This window comes from Brevundimonas vesicularis (genome assembly GCF_027886425.1).
Taxonomy (GTDB): domain Bacteria; phylum Pseudomonadota; class Alphaproteobacteria; order Caulobacterales; family Caulobacteraceae; genus Brevundimonas; species Brevundimonas vesicularis_C.
This window is the reverse complement of the sequence record NZ_CP115671.1, coordinates 2,411,572-2,428,378: the sequence shown is the minus strand read 5'-3', so window position 1 is coordinate 2,428,378 and position 16,807 is coordinate 2,411,572. Positions and strand designations below refer to the sequence as shown.

At 67.5% G+C, this 16,807-nt stretch carries 12 protein-coding genes and 1 tRNA gene; 4 read left to right on the top strand and 9 right to left on the bottom strand.

Annotated features, from left to right (window positions below; all coding sequences use genetic code 11):
- Positions 1 to 16: 16 nt before the first annotated feature.
- Genes astB through PFY01_RS12425 form a run of 4 tightly spaced genes read right to left on the bottom strand, consistent with a single transcriptional unit; the run spans position 17 to position 5,022 of the window.
- On the bottom strand, positions 17 to 1,354 hold the full coding sequence (astB, locus tag PFY01_RS12440) for an N-succinylarginine dihydrolase (protein WP_271041504.1): 1,338 nt from the start codon (positions 1,352 to 1,354) through the stop codon (positions 17 to 19).
- Positions 1,351 to 2,766 carry a succinylglutamate-semialdehyde dehydrogenase gene (gene astD, locus PFY01_RS12435; protein ID WP_271041503.1) on the bottom strand — a complete coding sequence of 472 codons (1,416 nt, stop codon included), beginning with the start codon at positions 2,764 to 2,766 and terminating at the stop codon, positions 1,351 to 1,353. The genes astB and astD overlap by 4 nt, the downstream gene beginning before the upstream one ends.
- Positions 2,763 to 3,770 carry an arginine N-succinyltransferase gene (locus PFY01_RS12430; protein ID WP_271041502.1) on the bottom strand — a complete coding sequence of 336 codons (1,008 nt, stop codon included), beginning with the start codon at positions 3,768 to 3,770 and terminating at the stop codon, positions 2,763 to 2,765. Before PFY01_RS12430 ends, astD begins: the two co-directional genes overlap by 4 nt.
- A gap of 1 nt (position 3,771) precedes the next feature.
- The gene (locus PFY01_RS12425) at positions 3,772 to 5,022 is read right to left on the bottom strand and encodes a hydrolase (RefSeq protein ID WP_271041501.1); all 1,251 of its coding nucleotides are present in this window, start codon (positions 5,020 to 5,022) and stop codon (positions 3,772 to 3,774) included.
- 96 nt (positions 5,023 to 5,118) lie between these two features.
- Here PFY01_RS12425 and PFY01_RS12420 point away from each other — a divergent pair, with 96 nt between their 5' ends.
- Positions 5,119 to 5,661: a hypothetical protein gene (locus tag PFY01_RS12420; protein WP_271041500.1), complete on the top strand. Its 543-nt coding sequence runs from the start codon at positions 5,119 to 5,121 to the stop codon at positions 5,659 to 5,661.
- Positions 5,661 to 6,002 carry an arsenate reductase (glutaredoxin) gene (gene arsC, locus PFY01_RS12415; protein WP_271041499.1) on the top strand — a complete coding sequence of 114 codons (342 nt, stop codon included), beginning with the start codon at positions 5,661 to 5,663 and terminating at the stop codon, positions 6,000 to 6,002. Before PFY01_RS12420 ends, arsC begins: the two co-directional genes overlap by 1 nt.
- A 21-nt stretch (positions 6,003 to 6,023) precedes the next feature.
- Here the strand turns inward: arsC and PFY01_RS12410 are convergent, their stop codons facing one another.
- The 4 genes from PFY01_RS12410 to PFY01_RS12395 form a co-directional block, all read right to left on the bottom strand.
- Positions 6,024 to 10,259, bottom strand: coding sequence for a translocation/assembly module TamB domain-containing protein (locus PFY01_RS12410; protein WP_271041498.1), 4,236 nt, complete (start codon positions 10,257 to 10,259; stop codon positions 6,024 to 6,026).
- Positions 10,256 to 12,046, bottom strand: coding sequence for an autotransporter assembly complex protein TamA (locus PFY01_RS12405; RefSeq protein ID WP_271041497.1), 1,791 nt, complete (start codon positions 12,044 to 12,046; stop codon positions 10,256 to 10,258). The genes PFY01_RS12410 and PFY01_RS12405 overlap by 4 nt, the downstream gene beginning before the upstream one ends.
- 44 nt (positions 12,047 to 12,090) lie before the next feature.
- Positions 12,091 to 12,354: a hypothetical protein gene (locus tag PFY01_RS12400; RefSeq protein ID WP_271041496.1), complete on the bottom strand. Its 264-nt coding sequence runs from the start codon at positions 12,352 to 12,354 to the stop codon at positions 12,091 to 12,093.
- Positions 12,355 to 12,427: 73 nt separating this feature from the next.
- The gene (locus tag PFY01_RS12395; protein ID WP_271041495.1) at positions 12,428 to 13,510 is read right to left on the bottom strand and encodes a CaiB/BaiF CoA transferase family protein; all 1,083 of its coding nucleotides are present in this window, start codon (positions 13,508 to 13,510) and stop codon (positions 12,428 to 12,430) included.
- Between the two features lie 94 nt (positions 13,511 to 13,604).
- On the opposite strand from PFY01_RS12395, the gene PFY01_RS12390 reads away from it, so the two are divergent.
- A tRNA-Lys gene (locus PFY01_RS12390) sits at positions 13,605 to 13,681 on the top strand.
- Positions 13,682 to 13,725: 44 nt separating this feature from the next.
- On the opposite strand, the gene PFY01_RS12385 is transcribed toward PFY01_RS12390, so the two are convergent.
- Positions 13,726 to 16,155 (bottom strand): PAS domain-containing protein, encoded by a 2,430-nt coding sequence (locus tag PFY01_RS12385; protein WP_271041494.1) that lies wholly within the window; start codon positions 16,153 to 16,155, stop codon positions 13,726 to 13,728.
- Between the two features lie 112 nt (positions 16,156 to 16,267).
- Between PFY01_RS12385 and PFY01_RS12380 the strand changes: the two genes are divergently transcribed.
- A complete protein-coding gene (locus PFY01_RS12380) occupies positions 16,268 to 16,807 on the top strand; it encodes a hypothetical protein (RefSeq protein WP_271041493.1) in 540 nt (179 codons plus the stop codon).

Sequence of the window (16,807 nt, the reverse complement as noted above, 5' to 3'; positions counted from 1 at the left end):
GGTCATCATGGCCGGATCAGCCTCTCTGGAAGGGGTAGAAGTCGGTTCCGAGGTTCAGGATCGTCGTCAACTCGTCCAGCGCGCTGCGGCTTTCCGTGAGCAGGTGAGGATCGGCCAGATCGGCGGGGCGCAGTTCATCGCGGTACCAGCGCCCGGCCCAGTCCGACAGACGTGCATGCAGATCGTCGCTCAGGCGCATGGCCGGGTTGGTCGCAGCCAGTTCGGCCTCGGTCAGCACGACACGCAGGCGCAGGCAAGCCGGTCCGCCGCCATTGCGCATCGACTGGCGCACGTCGACATACTGCACCTTGCCGATCGGACCGTTGGAGGCGGCCAAGGCTTGCGCCACCGCATGGCTGCGCGGGTTGTCGCGGGTCTCGGTCGGACAGATCAGGGTCAGGCGATCCTCGCCCGGAACCTGGATCAGCATGGAGTTGAACAGATAGCTCGAAATCGCATCGGCCAACGGCAGGTCGGCGGAGGAGACCTCGACGAAGATCGGCTCGAACAGACCATCGGCCGCGCGGCGGATGGCGGCCTGGGTTGCGGCCGTGTCCTCGAACGCCAACTCGTGGAAGAACAGGGTTTCCAGCGCCCCGACGCAGACCACGTCGTTGTGGAAGGCGCCGCCGGCGATGGCGGCGCGGGATTGCTGGGCCAGGATCGGCCGTCCGGCTTCGTGGCGGCGCACGATGGCTTCCGACGCTTCGCGCGTCTGGCGGGCGGGGAAGGGGCCGTCCCAAGGCTCGAACGCCTCGCGACCCCAGACTAGCAGATTGACGCCCCGACCACCATGCTCGGCGCACAGGCGAACGTGGTTTGCAGCGCCTTCGTCGGCCAGGTGCGCGACCGCGGGCAGGGCGTCATGGACGGCGAACCGGCTGGCGTCGGGAAACAGGGCGTTCAGCGCGCGCTTCGTTTGCCGGTGCTCCAGGCTGCGGTGCAGATTGGTGTGCAGATTGGCCGGCGTGAAATGCACCCGGCCGTCGGCGGCGTCGGCGCTGGGCGTCACGGTCGCGGCGTTGGCCGCCCACATGGGCGAGGCCGAGCAGGCGGCGGCGGCGAACGAGGGCGCGCTCCGCCAGGCTCGCTCCAGGACCTGGGCGTCCGAGCCGGCGAAGCCCAGGGTCCGCAGGAAGGGAATGTTCGGCCGCTCATGCGGCGGCAGGACGAACTGGGGCAGGCCCAGGTTCGCCAACGTCTTCATCTTGTCGAGGCCCTGAAGCATGGCCGCGCGTGGATTGGACGCCTCGCCCTTGTTCAGGCTGGAGGCCAGATTGCCCGGAGACAGACCAGCGTAGGAATGGGTCGGCCCGATCAGACCGTCGGCGTTGGCCTCCACAGCGCTGATCATCGCAATCCCTTGATCTCGCCTTCGATGTTGGCGACGGCGTCGGCCTCGAAACTGGCGACCGGATAGGCGCAATAGTCAGCAGCGTAATAGGCGCTGGGCCGGTGGTTGCCGCTGGCCCCCAAGCCGCCGAACGGCATGTCGCCGGCGGCGCCGGTGGTCGGGCGGTTGAAGTTGACCACGCCGGCGCGGATGCGGCGGATGAAGTGGTCCCAGTTCTTCGGATCATCGCTGACCAGACCGGCGGACAGGCCGTAGCGGGTTGCGTTCGCCGCCTGGATCGCCGCGTCGAACGAGGCGACGCGCGTCACCGACAGGAAGGGGGCGAACATCTCCTCGTCCGGCACATCGACCCCCGTCACGTCGATGATGGCCGGTTTGACGAAGGCGCCGGGCAGATTGGCGACCGGCCCCGACGCGCGGATGACCTTGGCCCCCATGTCGATCCGGTCCTGCAACGCCTTCAGCGCCGCCTCGGCGGCACGCGCCGAGATCAGCGGGCCGGCATAAGGTTCGAGATCGCTGTCCCACGGGCCGAAGATCAGCCGATCGGACAGGGCGGCGATGGCTTCGATGATCGCATCGCCTTGCGGTCCTTCCGGCACGATCAGGCGACGCGCGCACGAGCAACGCTGGCCGGTGGTGATGAAGGCGGATTGAACCGCGATGCCCGCGACGGCCTCTGCATCCGCTGCGTCCCACACGACCAGTGGGTTATTGCCGCCCAGTTCCAGCGCCAGGATGACATGCGGATCGTCGGCGAATTTTCTGCGGAAATGCGCGCCCGCCGCGCCCGAGCCGGTGAACATCAGGGCGTCGATACCGGCGTCCAGCAGGGCCGCCCCGGTCTCGCGACCGCCCTGGACCACATTGACCACGCCGGTGGGCAGATCGGCGGCGGCGAAGGCTTCGGCCATCACCTGACCGACCAGGGGCGTTTCTTCCGACGGCTTGAAGACGACCGTGTCGCCCGCCAGCAGGGCCGGGACGATATGGCCGTTCGGCAGATGGCCGGGAAAGTTGAACGGGCCAAGCACCGCCGCGACGCCGTGCGGACGGTGCCGCAGGGTCGCGCGGCCGAACGCCGTATCGCTGGTCCGTTCGCCGGTGCGCTCGTCATAGGCGCGGATCGAGATGTCCACCTTGCCGATCATGGCGGCGGCCTCGGTCTTGGTTTCCCACAGCGGCTTGCCGGTCTCGCGCGCGATGGCCTCGGCGATCTGCGGCGCGCGATCTTTCAGGACGGCCTGATAGCGCTTCACCGCGTCGATTCGTTCGGCGCGCGGCGCATCGGCCCAGGCGGGGAAGGCGGCGCGGGCGGCGTCGACTGCGGCCTGGACTTGGGCCGGGTTGGCGGCCTCGCCCTCCCAGTTGGTCGCTTCGGTGGCGGGATCGGTGGAGGTGAAACGGGTCATGATTTTACTCGCACAGTGTCTCCGCCGCGCACCTTGAGCACGGCGGCGGTTTCGGCGGTCAGGCGAACGGCGTCGCCATCGATGTCGACCTTGGCGCGAACGGCGCGGAAGGCGGCGACGCTGTCGGTTGAGATCAGGGCCGGCAACTCGGCTTCAACCCCCTCGACGATCTGAACCGTCAGGCGCCGGGCGTCGCGCACGGTCCGGATATTGTCGCGCCCGCAGGCGACGGTCGGACCGGCGTCGAAGATGTCGACCAGACCATTGGGCCGGAAGCCCTCGCTTTCCAGCAGGGCCATGGCCGGCACGCCTTGCGGATGGACCTTGCCGATCACCGCGCGGGCCGGCTCGGGCAGCAACTCGGTATAGATCGGGTGGCGCGGCGCCAGGTCGAGGATGAACTGCTTGTCCGTCGAGCCGGTCATCCGGTCGGCGTGGTCGAACTCCATCGGGAAGAACTTGTGCGCCACATGGTCCCAGAACGGGCAGGCGCCGTCGGGCGTGAAGACGCCACGCAACTCCGCCAACACGTTGTCGGCAAACAGCTCGGGCTGGGCGCCGATCAGCATGTATCGCGACTGGCTGAGCAGACGGCCCGCGCCGCCCTTTCTCCGATCCGCCTTCAGAAACAGCGAACCGACCTCGGTCCAGCCCGTGCATTCATTGACCAGAACCAGGGTCTGGTGATCGAGCTTCACCCCCAGCGAAGGCGACTGGACGGTGTTGTTGACGACGCGGAACGAGAAGAAGGGTCGCTTCAGTCCGACTGTCGCCTTGACCGAGCCGACGCCGTCGATGTCACCCGTGTCGCCGTCTTCCAGCATCAGGGTGTACCAGGCCTCTTGCCATGGCACGCGACCTTCGAAACTTGCCTGGCTCAGCTCCAGCCGATCGGCCAGGGCGTCGGGGTCCTCAGGCAGGCTGGTGAAGCCGGGGCCGGACAGGATGGCCAGTTCCAGCAGATGATCGAGATCGGCGGGGCCGGCGGGACGGACGACGAGCATTCTACAGGGTTTCCATCCGCAGGGATTTCAGTTTGGCCGCATCGATTTCACCCGACGCGATCTTGCACAGGATCAGGGCGCTCAGCTGCGCGCGTTCGACGAAGCTGTCGGGCCAGGCGAACTCCTGATCCGAATGGATGTCGCCGCCGCGCACGCCCAGGGTGTCGATATTGGGCAGGCCGGCGGCGTGCAGATTGTTGCCCTCGCACACGCCGCCCGACGGTTTCCAGGCGATGGGCTGGCCCAGCAGGGCGCCCGCTTCCTTGACCGCCTCGAACAGGGCGGTCTGGGCGGCGTCCATCGGTTTGGGCGCACGGGTGAAGCCGCCGTGCAGATCCAGCGTCAGGCCCTCGAACGGCGGTGTCGCGGCGATGGCCCGCACGGATGCGTCGATCCAGTCTGCAGCCGCCTTGTCCGGCACCCGGACGTTGAACCGCACCACGGCGTTGTCGGCGACAACGTTCAGCGCGCCTCCGCCCGAAATCTTGGCGACGTTGACGGTGACGCCCTCGTGCTGACCGTTCAGTCCATGCAGGGCGGCGGCGATGATGGCGGCGCCGGCCACCGCATTTCGGCCTTCGTCGAAGGCGCGGCCGGCGTGGGCGGCGCGACCCGTCACGATCAGATGATAGTTGCCGCTGCCCTTGCGCGCGCCCGCCAGCGTGCCGTCCGCCAGCGCCGGCTCGTAGGTCAGGCCGACATGGCCGCGCGCGCCCAGTTCGGCCAGCAGCGGAGCAGACGCCGGCGAGCCAATTTCTTCGTCGGGGCTCAGCAGCACGGTCCAGCCGACGCCGTGTTTGTCGGGATGGGTCTCGAACGCCTCCAGCGCGGCCAGAAGCACGCTGATCCCGCCCTTCATGTCGGCGACGCCCGGCCCGTTCAGGGCGCCGTCGGCCCGCGTGGTCACGGTCTGGAACCGGCTGTCGGCGGGGAAGACGGTGTCATAGTGGCCGGTCAGCACGACCTGGATCGGCGCATCCGGCCGGGCGGTGATCTTCAGCGCGTCGGCATGGGCCTCGGTCCGCACCGATCCGTCGTCGGCGACGGTGGTCGAACCCTGCGTCGGGAGGCGTTCGACGGCGGCGGGCAGGGCGCTCGCCGCCGCTTCCAGAACATCCAGCACAGCATTCAGCCCGGCGGCGTTGCGGCTGCCGGAGTTGATGTTCGCCCAGTCGATGGTGCGGCCGATGATCGTCTCGCGTCGCGCGGCGACGTGGTCGAGGACGGCCTGGTCCGAGGTCAGAATCCGCATCGGCCGGACCCTAGACGCCTCGACCCCAAAGGTGAAGGTCGGGGCCTGTAAGTCATCGCCGATCACCGCTAGGTTCCGCTCGAAACGAGGGCCCCCATGACACGCAACACGATCGATCTCTGGCTCCGCGCCATGAACCCGCTGAAGCTGCCGCGCGGCATGGCCGAGGCCCAGCGTTCCGCGCGCTCGATGGTGATCGGCCTGGTCATCGCCCTGATCGTCGGCCTGATCCCGACCTGGTGGATGTTCACCTCGGGCTGGTTCCAGACGGCAATGAGCGCGGAATACGCCAAGATGGGTCTGTCGTCCGATCAACTGGCCATGCAGCAGGAGATGATGAAGGTCATGTGGCCCTTCGCCATCGCCTCGGGCGCGATCTTCTCCGTCCTGTTCTACGGCGTCGTGGCGGTGGTTCAGTGGCGCATGATGACGCGCGCCATTCCGATCATCATGCTGGCGCTGATCGCCTACAGCGTGGTGGCCAATCTTGGGATGCGGCTGCTGGGGACCATGCCGTCGCCGGACCTTCCGCTGTGGATCAATCTGACGACCTGGCCGGCCATGATCGTGTCGGGCGTGATCTATGTCGCATCGCTGCAGGGCGCCATGCTGCTGTATCGCCTGAAGCAGGAGGCGTGATGTCGGTCGTCCTCTACCACAATCCGAAATGCAGCACGTCGCGCAACGCCCTGGCTCTGCTGCGCGAGCAGGGCGTCGAACCAACGGTGGTCGAATATCTGAAGACAGGCTGGGATCAAGAGACGCTGGAGCGTCTGGCGTCCAGAACCGACGTCGGTCTGTCCGGCCTGCTGCGTAAGAAGGAGGCCGACGCCAAGGTTCTGCTGGACGCCGGCGCGGATGACAAAGCCATATTGGCTGCAGCGATCGCTCAGCCGATTCTGATCGAACGTCCGATCATCGAAACCGACAAGGGCGCCGTCATCGGCCGACCCGTGGAGCGGGTGCTGGACGTTCTCTAGCCACAGATCCGGCGGGGCGGCCTAGCGGTTGCGGCCGCCCCGGTTCGGACGACGGTCGCCCGCCTCTCGGCTTTCGTGACGCCAGCGGATCGACAGGCTGGTCTGACCCTGGCCGCCGAACTGCGAGGCGATGGCGACGTTGCGCCGGGGCTGCCATTCGACCTTGACCGCCGCACCGTTCTGACCGCCGCCGATGACCTCCAGATAGACGTCGTCGGTGATGTAGCGACCGCCCGCAACCGTCACCGCAGACGCGTCGCCGCCGAACGACAGCCGGTCCAGCCCCGCCAGTTCGCGCAGGTTGCCGATCACGTCGAACCCGCCGCCGCCCGCCAGGGCCGCGACCCCGGCCGCCAGCTGCGCCGCCTCGAACGCTGACAGCTGCGACGCCGACCGTCCGAACAGCACCTGCGACAGGATTTCGTCCTGGGGCAGGGATGGGGTGGAGGTCAGGGCGATCTTGGGTTCGGCGGCCGTTCCGGTGACGTTGATCGAGGCCGTCAGGGCCGCGTCCTCTCGCGTCGCCGCCAGGTTCAGACGGATCTGCTTGGGATCGGTCGACAGGGTGACACGTCCGGTGTCGTCGAACACGAACCGCTTGCCCGCGAACTCATAATCGCCGCGCACCACATTGGCCGTGCCGGTCAGTTGCGGCTGGGCGATCGTGCCGCGCACCCGGGCGTTCACGTCCAGGATCACGTTCAGGCCGCGCCCGTTGACCCGCACCTTGCCGCCGCTGGACCGCAGGACGATGTCCATGCCGATCTGCGGGCCGCGCGCCTTCTGCTCGGTCTCCTCCGGATCGCCGCCCGGACGATTGATCTCGACCACGTCCATCGAGACGATGCCGGTCGCGCCGGGCAGTTCCGGTTCGATCTTGGCCTCGTCGATGTCGATCCGGCCGCCCAGCTGAATATTGCCGTCGGCGCCGCGAACGATGGTGATCGGTCCCGAGGCGCGCGCCTCGGCGATATCGTTGTCGATGACCCGGAAGCGGTTCAGCATCAGTTGCGCGTTCGATCCCGATCCTTGGCGCAGGCCTATGCGGCCTTGGCCTGACACGGTGCCGCCCTTGCCATCGTTGGCCGTGAAGGTTTCGATCTGGGCGGCTGTGTCGTCGAACCGGGTCCGCAGCGTCAGGTCGCTGAGCACCAGGCCGACCGCGTTCTCGCGATAGGAGCCTTGGCTCAGATCGAACCGGCCGTTCAGACGCGGTGCGTTCAGCGTCCCGCCGATCGTCGCCTGACCCGCCACCTGACCCGCCAGGCTGCGGTCGCCGCCCAGGAACAGGTCCCAGATCGGCTGGATCTGACCGTTGATCGACACCCGGCCCGACATTTCGCGCGTCCGAGCGATGGCTAGCCGCAGCGGCGCCGCCGAGGCCTCGACCGGCAGGACGACGTCAGCCGAGGCCTGAACCGCGCCCTCGTCGACCGCCGTCGCCTTGATGCTCAGCCGGTCGCCCGCCAGGGTCGCGTCCACGCGCCCATCGACGGCCAGGCCGCGCGGCGCATCGATGCTGCGCACGTTCTGGAGCGCGATATTGGCCGTACCCGACAGATCGCTGCCGGCGCCACGTAGGGCGACCTGACCCGTCACGCTGCCGCGCAGTTCGGGAGAGATCGAGCCCAGATCGACCCGCGTCAGGTCGGCCTGGATCGCGGCGCCGCGCGCATCCTGACGCAGGTCGGCCAGCAGCACGCCGCCGCCCACGCCCAGATCCAGATGCGCCGTGCGGGTGGCGCCGGTCAGGGTGATCGCGGCCGGGCTGCGGGTCGTGAAGGCCACCTCGCGCACCCGGCCGCCGCCGCGAAGCGTCAGACCGTGCGTCGTGTTCTGACGCGAATAGACGCCCGTGCCGTTGAACTGGGCCGGGTTGGGGCCGCCCACGTCCAGCGCCAGGGTGAAGGGCAGGTTGTTCAGCGTGCCGCGCCCGTCCAGATCCAGATTGCGAATGATCCAGCTCTGACCCGCCAGCCGGACGTTGCGACCGCTGACGTCCAGAATGGCGCTGTCCGATCCGCCGCCGTCAGTCAGCCGCACCCGTCCGTTGGCTTCGCCCGAAGCCAGGAATGCCCCTGCGCGCGCCGAGAAGGTCAGGTCCGCGCTGGACGGAATGCTGTCGGACAGGGCGATGGCGCCCCTGGCCGTCACGCCGCCGGCGTCCACGTCCAGATCGCTGAGCCGAATGCGCTTGCCGCCCAAGAAGAAGTTGCCCGAGGCGCGCGCCGGACCATAGTTCGAGCCGCTGACCACCGAAATCCGGCCGTCAGATGCATCTGCCCCTTTGCGGAAGCTGAGCGTCAGGTCGGCGTTGTTCAGCGTCAGGGCGCCGGCCGTGACCTGCTGGAAGCCGGCGGTCAGATCGACGCGCGGCTGGGCCAGTGTGCCGGTCAGGGCGCCGCGTCCATTCATGTCGCCGCCGATCTCGACCGGCCCGGCCGCGAACGGGCCGCGCGCGTTCCAGTCCAGCGCCAGCCTCAGCTTGCCGGCGGTTTCGATGATGCCCTTGGCCCCCGCGCGCCCAGCCGCGCCGGTCAGTTCGCCGCGCTCGACCTCGATGCGTCCGCCGTTCAGCTTGCCGGCCAGTTGCAGGCGCGGGGTCTTGCCGAGCAGGCGATCCAGTTCGTCCAGACCCACCGTCAGATTGCGGCCCCGTCCGTCGAAGTTCAGCACCCACGGAGCGCCGGCCCGCGCCGACGAAGCCCGGATCGGGCCGCCGAAGGCGCCGCGCGCGTCGGGCAGCACGCGCCTGGCGTCGGTCAACTGCGCCTCGCCGCGGAAGTTCATCCCGCCCAGCAGATTGCGCGAGCCCGAGCCGTTCAGCGTCAGGCCTTGGCCCTGCAAATCGACCTTGGTCAGCAGGATGGCGCCGTCCTTCATCCGCGCCGCCTTCATCTGCACGCGCGGGGCGGGACCCAAGAGGCCGCCGATGATGCCTTCGCCTGATCCGCCGTTCGCACGGATGTCGCCGTCCAGATCGATGCGACCGTTCTTGACCGCGACGTTCAACGGTCCGGCGATGCGCGTGGCGCGATAGCTGGCGACATTGGCGTTCAGCAGGGTGACCTGGCCATCGAGCGTCCAGGTCTGGGCGTCACCCTTGAACAGGCCGGAATAGGCCGCTGGGCCCGCCACATCGGACCCGACAAGCCGGCTCAGCGAGGCCGTCTGAATATTCAGACTGATTCCGTCGGGCGAACTGCGGTCGGAGTTGCGGATCAGGCCGCGCGCTTCGGACTGGACATTGTCGGAAATCAGCTTCCACGCCACGCCCTGGCTGGCCTTGTCCGGCGTCGGCACCATGGCGAAGCCGAACCGCGCGGTGCGGCCGATCTTGGTGACGAAGGGCGCCAGCAGGTCCGAGTTGCTGAAGTCGGCGAAGCCCGCGACGCGAGAGCCCTTGTCGCCGAAATGGCCCTGGACGATCAGGGGGACGAACTGCCCCGTCTGGACCCGCGCATTGACCACATCGGCGTTCAGAACCGCGACCGCCGAGAACGGCTGATCCGGCGAATAGCCCAAGGCGCCGGCCAGCGGTCCGCCCTGAGCCTCATTGGCGCGCAGGTTCAGGCGCGTGTCTTCGAGTTTGCCCCCGAATGTCGCCGCCAGACGCAGGAAGTCGCCCGGCCGGTTCAGGCTGTCGGCGTTGACCATCGCGCTCTTGGCCCCGGCGCGTGGCAGGCTGGCGTTCCCCGACAGGCTCCAACGGCCGTATTCCTTGGAAAAACCTTCCATCAGTTCGATGTTGGCCGCGAACTTGTCGATGCGGACCGAGATCGGCTGGGGGCTGGGCGGTTCGCCAGTGGGCGGCTCGACCACAGGCCGACGCAGGACGCGAATGGTCTCGGCCTTGATGTCGTTTGCATGGAAGCTGCGGCCCAGCAGGGCCAGATACGACCAGTCCATGCTGAGGTTGTTCGCCTCCAGCCAGATACCCTGACTGTCGGCCAATGTGATGCGGTCGATGGTGAAGTCGCTGAGCAGATCGCCCTTCAGCCCATAGACCTTCAGCCGGCCGTAGCGGCTGATCTTCAGGTCCTGAAGCCGTTGCAGAACCATGTCGCGACCGCCGTCCGAGGCGATGTAGTAACGCCCTCCGACCAGGGCGGCGGCGATCAGCACCAGCAGTCCGGCCAGCACCACGCCCACGCCCAGAGCGATGCGTCTAAGCAGCCCGCGACGCGGCTTTGCGGGCCGCGCCGCCTTGGCGGGCGTCGTGTCTTCAGGCGTGGTTTCGGGCGGTGTATCGGTCAAAACGCCTGCCCGATGCTGATGTAGATCTGGAAGGCGGAATCGCCCTCACGCTTGTTCAGCGGCATGGCGACATCCGCCCGGATCGGTCCGAACGGCAGCATGTAGCGCACCCCCACGCCCGCGCCGTAGCGCATGTTGGTCAGGTTCGGCGTCTCCTGGAAGCCCACGGACCCGGCATCGACGAAGGCGACTGCCTGGAAGCTCTGACCGATCGACTGGCGCACCTCGAACGAGGTTTCGAACAGCGACAGACCGCCCCGCGGCGTGCCGTCCGGCAGCTGCGGATTGACGTTCTGGTACGAATAGCCCCGCACCGAACCGCCGCCGCCGGAATAGAACAGACGGTCGGCCGGCACGTTCAGCTCGCTGCCGCCGACGATAGAGCCGATCTTCATGCGCCCGGCCAGGATGGTGCGATCACCCGCGACGGGGAAGTAGGCGGTGCCTTGCGTTTCGGTGCGCAGGAACAGGATGTTGCTCTCGCCGGTCACCGCCGTCGGCTGAACCGCCAGATTGACCCGCCAGCCCTTGGTCGGGTTCAGCGGATCATTGGAGCGGTCGATATAGGCGCTGGTCCGCGCGGTGATGATCGCTAGATCGCGGTCGAAGGTCACGCGCTGCGGGGGCAGGGTGGTGAAGTCGTAGCGAGTCTCGCTGTAGCGCCCGGCGTCCAGCCCGATTCCGTAGTTGAAATAGGAGGTCTTGCCGATCCGCTGTTGCAGGTCGGCGTACAGAACCACGGCGGTGCGCAGATAGGCGTCGGTGTCTTCGTTTACGACCGCCGCGCCCAGCTTCAGCGTCCGGCCGGGTCGGCGCCAGTGGGGCAGGGACAGGTCGGCGCCGATCCGGCTGTCGATGTCGGCCAGTCGCGCTTCAAGCCTCAGGGTGTCGGCGCGGCCGAAGCGGTTGTAGCGGGTCTGGATCACGTCCACGCCCGCGCCCTCGGCCGTTGACCAGGTGGCGCCGGCCTCCAGCACGCGACGGGGGCGGTCTTGCAGGCTGACCACGACCGGGCGATGACCGTCGGCGGTGATCTGGTCCAGCGGCGACAGCGCGACGCTGACGCCGTCATAGACGCCGGTGTCCAGCAGCCGGCGTTCTAGCTCCGCGACCATCTCGGGATCGTAGCGATCGCCCTCGTTCCACGGCGCCAGGCCCGCCACCCAGGCGGGATTGGTGCGGCCCTGGCTGGTCAGGCGCACGCCGTCCAGACGCACCAGCGCGCCGGAGGCGATGCGATACTCGGGCGCGACGGTGAAGGCCGCGTGATCCACCACGACACGGCGCGGATTGGCCTTGGCGTCGGCATAGCCGTCACGTACCAACGCCGCCACGGCCCGACCTTCGCCGGATATGACGTCTGCCGCTCTACCTGGATCGCCCGCCTTCAGCGCGATCGCAGTCTTGGCCTTGTCCGCCGCCTCGGCCTCAGGCGCGGGGTCGGCCCACTGGATCGTCGGGACGGTCAGCAGGAAACGGCGCCCCGGTTCGACCGAAACCACCGCGATCGGCGTCTCCTCGCCCTCGACGATGTCTTCGACGACCGGTTGATAGTAGCCTTCGGACCGCAGCAGGGCGGTCGCCGAGGTCACGGCGCTCTCGGCGCGACGACGCGCCTCGAAGCGGCTGGCCGGCGCGCCGTCCACCTCGCCCACGGCCCGCTCCAGCGCCCGCCGCAGATCGCCGTCCATGTCGCCCCGGATCTGCGCGCGGGGTTCCGCCGCCGCTGCATGGGCGCAGGCCGAAAACGCCGCGAGGGCGACCAGCAGGGTAGGCCTGAACGTCAAACTCAATCTTTCGTCAAAAGGACGCCCCCCGGCAAACCTGTTCGTCAGTAGAACAGCGTCTCGCTCTCGGGCTGGACCGACTGTTCAGACGTGCGTTCCTCAGGCGGAAGCGTCGTCGACGGCGGGGGCGTGGGCGTCGGGTCCTGAACCTCTGGCGCAGGCGGGGGAGTGTCTTCCTTGACCGGCGGAGGCGCCGGCTCGACCGACATCTCTCGATAGTCGTCGTCCGAGCGCGAAGGACGGTCGTCGCAGGCCGACAACGCGAGCACGCTAGCGGCGGCGGCCAAGACAAAAATCGAGCGTGTCATGAAAGTCCCCGGTCTCCGCCGACCAAACGCCTGTCGCGCTAAGCTGTTCCCTTAGCGCCGAAATCTGCGTCGGTCATCCTGCGTGATCGGACCATTTTGTGACCATTTGATCCAAGGTCAGTTCGGACTTGGGGGAGGGCGCAGCAACTACGCCGTCGAAACGGGGCGCGGGTTGCGGCAGGCCGCTGTGGTATGTTCCACGCGCCTGATTGTGCGGATGATCCGGCGCCTCGGCCAGGCTCAGCACGGGCGTGACGCAGGCTTCCGTCCCGGCGAAATGGGCGCTCCAGTCATCGCGGTCTCTGCTTGCGAATAAGGCCGCAAACCGCGCTTGCAGGGCCGGCCAGGCGGCGATGTCGTATTGAACCGCGTCAGCCGGATCGATCTCCAGGCCGGCCAGCAGCGCAGCGTAGAAACGCGGCTCCAGCGCCGCCACCGCCACGAACCCGCCGTCGCGACAGGCGTAGCAGCGATAGAAGGGCGCGCCCCCGTCCAGCAGGTTGGCTCCGCGCCGGTCGCTCCACAGCCCCCGACCCCGCAAGGCCTGGAACAGACCGCCCAGCAGAGCCGCCCCGTCCGTCATGGCGGCGTCCACCACGCGTCCCTTGCCCGTTGACCTAGCCTCCACCAGCGCGGCCAGCACTCCGACCACCAGCAGCATGGCCCCGCCGCCGTAATCTCCGACCAGGTTCAACGGCGGGGAGGGCGGATGATCCGCCTCGCCCATGGCATGCAACACTCCGGACAGGCCGATGTAGTTCAGATCATGCCCGACTACATTCGCTAGCGGCCCCGTCTGGCCCCACCCCGTCACGCGTCCAAACACCAGCGCGGGCTTTCGCGCCTGGAGGGCGTCGGGACCATAGCCCAGCCGCTCCATGACGCCGGGTCGAAAACCTTCAATCACCGCGTCGGCCCCATCGATCAGCTGCAGGATGCGCTCGCGATCGGCCGGTGATTTCAGATCGACCGGAACGGCCGCTCGTCCCCGATGCAGCACCTCGCCTCCGACCTCGTCGAAAACCGCCGGTCCGGCCGAGGCGTCGCGCGTCAGCCGCACCACCTCCGCCCCCAGGTCCGCCAGCATCATTCCGGCGAAGGTGACCGGACCCAAGCCGTCGAATTCGATGATGCGGACGCCATTTAACGGTTTCATGCCCAATGAGTAGCAGACCGGGTCTTGACCGGAAGGCCGGATTACAACAGAAGGCGCCCTTCGACGGTTCGGGCCAGCCCGGACGTCGCGCGGTGCGTCCTTAGCTCAGTTGGTTAGAGCATCTGACTTTTAATCAGAGGGTCCTCGGTTCGAGCCCGAGAGGACGTACCATTTAAAGCCCGCTTCGGCGGGCTTTTTGCTGTCTGGGACTTGGGTTAGTGGGTCGCAAAGCGACCCGGCGCAGTCGCATCTGCCGCGATCGGAGCGTTCGACTTGTCGAGATACTTCGACAGGGTGGCGACCAGGGCCGGCAGTTGCAGCGGCTTGGCCAGGTGGTCGTCCATGCCGGCGTCGCGACACAGCTGGATCTGGTCCGGCTGAACATTGGCGGACAGGGCGATGATCGGCAGTCGGCGTCCGCCGCCCTGCTCGATACGGCGAATCTCACGCGTGGCCGTCAGGCCGTCCATGACCGGCATCTGCATATCCATCAGGACGAGGTCGTAGACTTCGGACTGCACCGCATGCACCGCTTCGGCCCCATCGCTGGCGGTAGCGACCTCCAGTCCCATGCCGACAAGGATGACGCTGATCAGTTCGCGGTTGGCCGGTGCGTCGTCGGCGATCAACACGCGGCCCTCGGGCATCACGCTGAGGCGCGGTCCCTCGGCCTCCGATCCGCCCTCGGCGATGTGCAGCGGGACGGTCACCTTGAACGTCGATCCCAGGCCGGGCTGGCTCGTGACGACGATGTCGCTGTCCATCGCCCGCGCCAGTCGCCGCGAGATCGCGAGCCCAAGGCCGGTGCCGCCGTAGAGCCGGGTCGTCGACCGATCCGCCTGCGAGAAACGTTCGAACAGATGGGCCTGGGTCTGGGGGCTCATGCCGATGCCGGTATCGGTCACCTCGGCCGTCAGACGCCATGCGCCGTTTGCCTCCAAAGCTCCGCCGACCGACAGACTGACCGAGCCCTGGCTGGTGAACTTCACGGCATTGCCCAGCAGGTTGAGCAGGATCTGTCGAAGACGGGCCTGGTCGCCCATCAGGCGATCCGGCATGTCCGGCGACAAGTTGACGTGCAGCGCCAGACCCTTGGCCAGACACTGGGCCTCCATCATCTGGACCGTCTCGTGCGCCAGGGCGGCCGGGTCGAACCGCTGCGGCTCCAGCTCGATCATGCCGGCTTCGAGCTTGGAATAGTCCAACACGTCGTTGATGACCGACAGCAGGGCTTCGCTGGCCGTGGCGATGCGCGCGACATAGCCCTTCTCGGCCTCGGGCAAGGCCTCGCTGGCCTTCAGCAGGTTCGAAAAGCCGATGACGCTGGTCAGAGGCGTGCGCAGTTCATGGCTCATATTGGCCAGGAACTCGCTCTTGGCGGCCGCCGCCGCCTCGGCCCGGTCGCGCGCGGTGACCAGTTCGTCCGCCAGGATCTTGCGATCCGTCATGTCGCGGATGACCACCACCACCTCCGACGGCTTGCCCGTTTCGGCAGCAAGGGCGCGGAAGGTGCATTCGACCCAGACGATCGACCCGTCGCGATGAAGGGCGCGGTGCTCCAGCCGGCACGGCTCCTTGGTGTGGATGGTTCCCAGCACGGCCCGGGTCACCATCTCCCGATCATCAGGATGGACATAGTCCATGGGCCGGCCGTTCATCTCTTCGGTGGTCCAGCCGAGCAGGCTTTCGATCGCCGGCGAGATGTATTTGCTGGTGCCGTCCGGGCGAACGCGGGTGATCACGTCGCCAACGTTTTCAGCCAATAGCCGATAGCGCGCCTCGTCACGCTGAGCGCGGGCGATCTGGGCCTGCTGGTCTGTGATGTCCTGAAACACGCCGTAAAGGACCTTCACGACCCCGGCGTCGTCACGTTCGGCGCGCGCCTGGGTCAGAACCGCACGCTCCTCGCCATCGGCGCGGATCAGCCGAAGACGCATTTTGTAGCCATCGCCGGTTTCGGCCGAGTGTGCGATCGCCACCAACAATCCGGGCCTGTCGTCGGGGTGATAGCGATCGATGGCCGAATCGACCTGCGGATCGAAGGTTTTGCGATCTAGACCGTGGATGCGGAACACTTCGTCGGACCAGTGGACCTTGCCGCTGGCCAGTTCCAACCGCCAATGACCGACCCCGGCCATGTTTTCAATCAGCTCCAGCGTGCCGTGGCGCTCATCGCTGACGCGACCGACTTCCAACGACGCGATGATGTCTTCGGCCATGGCGCCCAAGGTTCGCAGCGTTGCGATCTGGGCGTCGGAGGGGTGAGGGCGGGGTTTGCGATCCATGACGCCGAACGCGCCCAGCGGCTGACCGTCCGGGCCGCAGATCGTCACGCCGGCGTAGAAACGCAGATTGTAGGGGGGCGCCACCAGGAAATGATTGCGCGCTGCGGGGTCCGCCAGGCCGTCTTCGACCACCAGGACGGCGCCCTTGCCCTGGCGCAGCAGACGGTCGCCGAGAGTGCGTTCGCGCGGCAGGCTTCGAACCAGTTCACGATCGCTGCACCACAGGACGGCGTTGTCGCCGCTGACCAGGGTGACGACGGCGGCGGGCGCATCGAAAACCGTGCAGGCCAGTTCCGTAAGACGTTGGAACGGACCAGCAGGGGCGTCCAGGGCTTCCAGGCTCTTGGCGATGTAAGGCACGACCGAACTCCAACGACCGGTCAAAGTGACCTAAAATCAGAGAATTCTTCGTTACCGACCGCTTCCGCCGCTACGCTTTAATCGCCAGCCTAGGCGTGGTCTAAGCCAACCCATGAAACGCCTTCTTCTCGCAGTCAGTCTTGTTGCGCTTTCCGGTTGCAATGCCGGTCGGTCGGCGATGGGCGGCGGCGAACAGGTCGGGGCGGGCTTTGCGGCGGCGGCGACGGCGCCGCTGGAAGACTTCAACCTGCGTCGTCAGATGATCCCGACGGTGCTGCTGCAAGCCGAAGCCAATCCCTACGACCTGCGCAATCTGAATCAGTGCACGACCATCGGCGCAGAAGTCGCACGGTTGGACGAGGCGCTGGGACCCGATACGGACGAACCGCCGCGTCAGGACGGCTCCTATCTCAGCGAGCGGGCGGCGGATGCGGCGGCCAGGGCGGCGCTGAACGCCATTCGTGACACGACGACCGACTTTATTCCCGGTCGCAACTGGATCCGCCGGCTGAGCGGCGCTGAACAGCACTCAAAGCACGTTCAATCGGCCATCCAGTCCGGCCGGATGCGCCGCGCCTTTCTGAAGGGCATGGGTATGCAGCGGAACTGCGCACCGCCGGCGGCGCCCAGCTGGTTCAGACCGCACCCTTAG

Excerpts from the sequence above, each read along its gene's own strand:
- PFY01_RS12380 (WP_271041493.1), top strand. The coding sequence starts at position 16,268 with ATGAAACGCCTTCTTCTCGCAGTCAGTCTTGTTGCGCTTTCCGGTTGC.
- arsC (WP_271041499.1), top strand. The coding sequence starts at position 5,661 with ATGTCGGTCGTCCTCTACCACAATCCGAAATGCAGCACGTCGCGCAAC.
- PFY01_RS12430 (WP_271041502.1), bottom strand. The coding sequence starts at position 3,770 with ATGCTCGTCGTCCGTCCCGCCGGCCCCGCCGATCTCGATCATCTGCTG.
- astB (WP_271041504.1), bottom strand. The coding sequence starts at position 1,354 with ATGATCAGCGCTGTGGAGGCCAACGCCGACGGTCTGATCGGGCCGACC.
- PFY01_RS12420 (WP_271041500.1), top strand. The coding sequence starts at position 5,119 with ATGACACGCAACACGATCGATCTCTGGCTCCGCGCCATGAACCCGCTG.
- PFY01_RS12395 (WP_271041495.1), bottom strand. The coding sequence starts at position 13,510 with ATGAAACCGTTAAATGGCGTCCGCATCATCGAATTCGACGGCTTGGGT.
- PFY01_RS12400 (WP_271041496.1), bottom strand. The coding sequence starts at position 12,354 with ATGACACGCTCGATTTTTGTCTTGGCCGCCGCCGCTAGCGTGCTCGCG.
- PFY01_RS12425 (WP_271041501.1), bottom strand. The coding sequence starts at position 5,022 with ATGCGGATTCTGACCTCGGACCAGGCCGTCCTCGACCACGTCGCCGCG.
- astD (WP_271041503.1), bottom strand. The coding sequence starts at position 2,766 with ATGACCCGTTTCACCTCCACCGATCCCGCCACCGAAGCGACCAACTGG.